The sequence below is a fragment of the Phenylobacterium sp. genome (assembly GCF_004799395.1).
Taxonomy (GTDB): Bacteria; Pseudomonadota; Alphaproteobacteria; order Caulobacterales; family Caulobacteraceae; genus Phenylobacterium.
Genome location: NZ_SSMZ01000251.1, coordinates 1 through 5279, shown reverse-complemented (window position 1 = coordinate 5279; position 5279 = coordinate 1). Strand labels below are relative to the sequence as shown.

Below are 5279 nucleotides of genomic sequence, written 5' to 3'. Positions count from 1 at the left end.
CGCTCGTCGACGAGAACCACTACCTGACCAAGGCGGCGACGCGGACCCAGATGCTGGAAGCCATAGGCGCGTTCCTCGCCAAGAACCTGCCAGTCCGACAGCCCTGAGGCGTCAGTACGGCACGGTCAGCTTCGGGCGGTCATTGCCCAGGGCCTTGCCCATGGTTTCGGCGGTCTCGCCGATCCCGGCTTGTGCGGGATTGCCCCAGGCGTGATCGCCTCCGCCGGCGGTCTGTCCAATAGCCGGCGCCTGGCTGTGCTTGTAGCGATAGTCGCTCTCCTTGCGCGCGCCGGTGGCGTCGAGCAGGCGCTGTTTGTCGGGGCTGAGGCCCAGGCCCACGAACAGGGCGTCCTTGGCGCCCTTGCCGAACTTCTCGTCGCAGGCGTCCTGCTCGGCGCGGTTCAGGCCCACGGCCTGGGCGTTGGCGCAGCCGACATAGCTGCCGCGCAGCGCCGTGCGCACATCGCCCTTGGGTCCCTCCGGCTGGGGCGCGGGATGCAGGGCGGGCAGCGCCGCCGGGGCGGACCTGGCCGCGGGGGCGGCCGGAGGCGTGGGCGGCGCGATCGGCGCCGGCGTCACGTCCGGCGGCACGAAGGGCTGCGGGCGGCGATGCAGCCGGATCGGCTGCACCTCGGCCTTGCGCCCCGCGGTCGCCGGCGGCGTCTTGGGCAGGATCAGGATCGGGATGATCGCCTCGGGCGGCCCGCCCAGGTCTGACGGGACGGGCAGGCTGGTCCGTTGCAGCAGGATGACCACGCCCACCGCCAGGTGGGCGGCCAGAGAGGCCGCGATGGCCCAACCCGTCCGGCGGCGTTGTGCCGTCTTCATTCGCCCTAACTGTCCCTCGCCACGTTATCCCAAAGGTAAGTGCGCCCGCGGCGATTTCGTGACGAGCCTAGATCCTGTCCCGCTGACTTGGATCATGTCAGCCGGGATGAACAGGGGGCATTGGCCATGTCTGGAGCCCTTTTTGGCAACGACATCTAGGGCGGCAGCGGCCCGAGCTTCGGCGCGGCGCGCTTGCTGGGCGGCAGGATAACCGGACCGAGCATGCTCTGGCCGGCCCCGGTGATGTAGGGATCGCCGGAGTAGTCGGTGGGTGGCGGGGGACCAGGCGCAGGCGCGGCCCGCTCCAGCGACGCGCGGTCCGCGAGCTTGGCGGCGCCGGCCTGGTCGAGGGCCGCACGCTTCTCCTTCGAGAGCGGCTGGGCCAGGTAGGGCTCGTCGTGCGCCCCGCGTCCCAACCGCTCCTGGCAACGCGTCCGCTCGTCACGGCTAAGCGCCGTCGAGCTGCAGCCCAGCATGGTCCGCAGGGTCGCTCGGAACGCTTCGGCGACCGGCGGCGGTGCGGGGACGGCGTCCCGGACCGGGGCCGGGGAGGGCGCGGCCTGGGCGGGCGCCTCGACAGGCTTGGGCGCCGGCGAGAGCAGGGGGCGGACCGACGTCTCGGTGGGCAGGTTGCGCAGCCGCCGTTGATGCAACTGGATGGGCGCGGGCCGCGCCCCGCGGCCGGCCGACGGCGGCGGCGGGGTCCGGGGCAGGATCAGCACCGGGATGATGGCCTGCGGCGGGCCGCTCGGTTCCACCGGGAGGACGAGGGTGGGGTGCTGCAGGAGGACAGCGGTCAGCACGCCCAGATGGGCGATCACCGAGGCTGCGACCGCCCAGGAGGCCTGGCGCCTCGCCGTCAGCATCGCATCCCCACGTCTCCCGCCACCTTCGGCTTAGAGGGTCCGGACGGCGCGGCGATTTCGTGGCTGAATTGGGGGCTGAATCGGCGGTCCTTGCGCGGGCGGTTGCGAGGCGCGCTGCGAGACCACTGGACGAGGGGCCGCACGGGGTGCGCAAACGTTGACGCGCGGCCGCTTCACGACTATGTAGCGCGCTCTTTCGAGGCCGGGATTCGTCCCTGTCCCGATGAACCCTCTATCCGTCGGCACGCACGGCAAGCGCGTCCCGGCGGGTTTTTGCGTTCAGCGGGCGGCCTTGCGGAGAACCCGAGAACCGAGACCCGATACTGGGACCCACTGAGGCGCTTCGGCCAAACGGCACACGCCTCCACGCAAGCGAGACTAGATGCCGACAGTCAACCAATTGATCCGCAAGCCGCGCCAGGACAAGCCCTCGCGCAACAAGGTCCCGGCCCTGAAGGGCTGCCCGCAGCGCCGCGGCGTCTGCACCCGGGTCTACACGACCACCCCGAAGAAGCCGAACTCCGCCCTGCGTAAGGTCGCCAAGGTGCGCCTGACCACGGGCATCGAGGCGGTGTGCTACATCCCCGGCGAAGGCCACAACCTGCAGGAACACTCCGTGGTCCTGATCCGTGGCGGCCGCGTGAAGGACCTTCCGGGTGTCCGCTACCACATCCTGCGCGGTGTGCTCGATACGCAAGGCGTCAAGGATCGTCGCCAGCGTCGTTCGCTCTACGGCGCCAAGCGTCCGAAGTAAGGAAGAAGAAGAATGTCCCGCCGCCGTCGCGCAGAGAAACGTCAAGTCCTTCCCGACCCGAAGTTCGGGGATCTGGTCGTCACCAAGTTCATGAACATGGTGATGTACGAAGGTAAGAAGGCCGTCGCCGAGAACATCCTCTATGGCGCCTTCGATATCCTGGAAGCCAAGCGCAAGGACTTGGGCCCGCTCGAGACCTTCCACACCGCGCTGGAAAACGTCGCGCCCGCCATCGAAGTGAAGTCCCGCCGGGTCGGCGGCGCCACCTATCAGGTGCCGATGGAGGTGCGTCCCGACCGTCGCCGCGCTCTGGCCATCCGCTGGATCGTCGCCGCCGCCCGCAAGCGCGGCGAGAACACCATGACCGAGAAGCTGGCCGGTGAACTGCTGGACGCCTCCTCCAACCGCGGCGCCGCGGTGAAGAAGCGCGAAGACACCCACAAGATGGCCGAAGCCAACAGGGCCTTCTCGCACTACCGCTGGTAAGCCCACTCCACACTGAGCTTTCCGGCGCGGGCGGTTTGAGATAAACCGCCCGCGCCGTCGTTCAGGCCCCTAAGAACGCCCTTTTTTCAGAGCAGTCCGCTATGCCCCGCGCTCATAAAATCGAAGACTATCGAAACTTCGGAATCATGGCCCACATCGATGCGGGCAAGACGACGACGACGGAGCGGATTCTCTATTACACGGGCAAGAGCCACAAGATCGGCGAGGTCCACGACGGCGCGGCCACCATGGACTGGATGGAGCAGGAGCAGGAACGCGGCATCACCATCACCTCGGCTGCGACCACCGCCATCTGGAACGACCACCGCCTGAACATCATCGACACCCCCGGGCACGTGGACTTCACCATCGAAGTCGAACGCTCGCTGCGCGTGCTCGACGGCGCCGTGGCCGTCCTCGACGGCAACCAGGGCGTGGAGCCGCAGACCGAAACCGTCTGGCGTCAGGCCGACCGCTACAACGTTCCGCGCATCGTGTTCGTCAACAAGATGGACAAGATCGGCGCCGATTTCCAAATGTGCCTGAAGACGATCCGGGAACGCCTGGGCGTCAAGGCCGTGCCGATCCAGCTGCCGATCGGCTCGGAAATTAACCTGAAGGGCGTCGTCGACCTGGTCCGCATGAAGGCCGTGGTCTGGGACAGCGAAGGCCTGGGCGCGAACTATCACGACGAAGAGATCCCCGCCGACATGAAGGAGGCGTGCGATGAAGCGCGCCACTACATGATCGAGAACGCCGTCGAACTCGATGACGAGGCGATGGAAGCCTACCTGTCGGGCGACGAGCCGTCGGTCGACGTCATCAAGAAGTGCATTCGTAAGGCCGTGCTGACCGGCGCCTTCTATCCGATCCTCGCCGGCTCGGCCTTCAAGAACAAAGGCGTCCAGCCTCTGCTCGACGCCGTGGTCGACTATCTGCCCTCGCCGGTGGACATCCCGCCGACGCCCGGCATCGACTTCAAGACCGAAGAGCCGGTGGTTCGCCTTGCGTCGGACAACGAGCCGCTGTCGGTCCTGGCGTTCAAGATCATGGACGACCCCTTCGTGGGCTCGCTGACCTTCTGCCGCATCTATTCCGGGAAGATGGAGACCGGCATGGGTCTCCTGAACTCCAGCCGCGACAAGAAGGAACGCGTCGGCCGCATGCTGCTGATGCACTCCAACAACCGCGAAGACATCAAGGAAGCCTACGCCGGCGACATCGTCGCCCTGGCCGGCCTGAAGGACACCCGCACGGGGGACACCCTGTGCGATCCGGTGAAGTCGCCGGTTATCCTGGAGAAGATGGACTTCCCGGCGCCGGTCATCGAGATCGCCATCGAGCCCAAGTCCAAGGCCGACCAGGAAAAGCTGGGCGTGGCTCTGGCCAAAATGGTCGCCGAAGACCCGTCCTTCACCGTCCAGACCGACCAGGAGTCGGGCCAGACGATCATGAAGGGCATGGGCGAGCTGCACCTGGACATCAAGGTCGACATCCTGAAGCGCACCTACAAGGTGGAAGCCAACATCGGCGCGCCGCAGGTGGCCTATCGCGAGAGCCTGGGTAAGGTCACCGACATCGACTACACCCACAAGAAGCAGACCGGCGGCACGGGCCAGTTCGCCCGCGTGAAGATCAAGTTCGAGCCGGGCGAACAGGGCTCCGGCTTCGTCTTCGAAAGCTCGGTGGTCGGCGGCTCAGTGCCGAAGGAATTCATCCCCGGCGTCCAGAAGGGTCTGGAATCGGCCAAGGAAAACGGCCTGCTGGCCGGCTTCCCGGTGATCGACTTCAAGGCTTCGCTCTACGACGGCGCGTACCACGACGTGGACTCCTCGGTCCTGGCCTTCGAAATCGCCGCCCGCGCGGCCTTCCGTGAGCTGCGCGAGCGCGGCGCCCCGAAGCTGCTCGAGCCGATCATGAAGGTCGAGGTGGTGACGCCGGACGAATATATGGGCGACGTCATCGGCGACCTGAACAGCCGCCGTGGCCAGATCCAAGGCACCGAAACCCGCGGCAACGCCCAGGTGGTCACCGCCTTCGTGCCGCTGGCCAACATGTTCGGCTACATCAACACGCTGCGGTCCTTCTCCCAGGGTCGCGCGAACTTCTCCATGACCTACGACCACTACGACCCGGTGCCGCAAGCGGTCGCTGACGAAGTGATCAAGAAGTACGCCTAAACCCAACCCTAACCAGAGGACGAGCCCGGACAGGGCTGGAGCTTGAAATGGCCAAAGAGAAATTCGAACGCAACAAGCCGCACTGCAACATCGGCACGATTGGTCACGTTGACCATGGCAAGACGACGCTGACGGCGGCGATCACCTTTACGCTGGCGAAGACGG

The 5279-nt window shown here is 66.7% G+C and carries 6 protein-coding genes; 4 read left to right on the top strand and 2 right to left on the bottom strand.

From position 1 onward, the window contains the following. Positions 1-111: 111 nt before the first annotated feature. Positions 112-828, bottom strand: a complete 717-nt coding sequence (locus tag E8A12_RS15975) for a hypothetical protein (protein ID WP_293370579.1) — start codon at positions 826-828, stop codon at positions 112-114. A gap of 155 nt (positions 829-983) precedes the next feature. Beyond that, complete coding sequence (locus tag E8A12_RS15970) at positions 984-1694, bottom strand: hypothetical protein (RefSeq protein WP_293370577.1); 711 nt, start codon at positions 1692-1694, stop codon at positions 984-986. A 382-nt stretch (positions 1695-2076) separates the two neighbouring features. Here E8A12_RS15970 and rpsL point away from each other — a divergent pair, with 382 nt between their 5' ends. From rpsL to E8A12_RS15950, 4 genes are all read left to right on the top strand, one after another. Then, positions 2077-2448 carry a 30S ribosomal protein S12 gene (gene rpsL, locus E8A12_RS15965; protein ID WP_293345753.1) on the top strand — a complete coding sequence of 124 codons (372 nt, stop codon included), beginning with the start codon at positions 2077-2079 and terminating at the stop codon, positions 2446-2448. A gap of 12 nt (positions 2449-2460) precedes the next feature. Beyond that, on the top strand, positions 2461-2934 hold the full coding sequence (gene rpsG / locus E8A12_RS15960) for a 30S ribosomal protein S7 (RefSeq protein ID WP_293370575.1): 474 nt from the start codon (positions 2461-2463) through the stop codon (positions 2932-2934). Positions 2935-3035: 101 nt separating this feature from the next. Further along, positions 3036-5114: an elongation factor G gene (fusA, locus tag E8A12_RS15955; RefSeq protein WP_293370574.1), complete on the top strand. Its 2079-nt coding sequence runs from the start codon at positions 3036-3038 to the stop codon at positions 5112-5114. Positions 5115-5161: 47 nt separating this feature from the next. Next, positions 5162-5279 (top strand): GTP-binding protein (locus E8A12_RS15950; protein WP_293370054.1); only part of this gene is annotated, 118 nt, incomplete at its 3' end.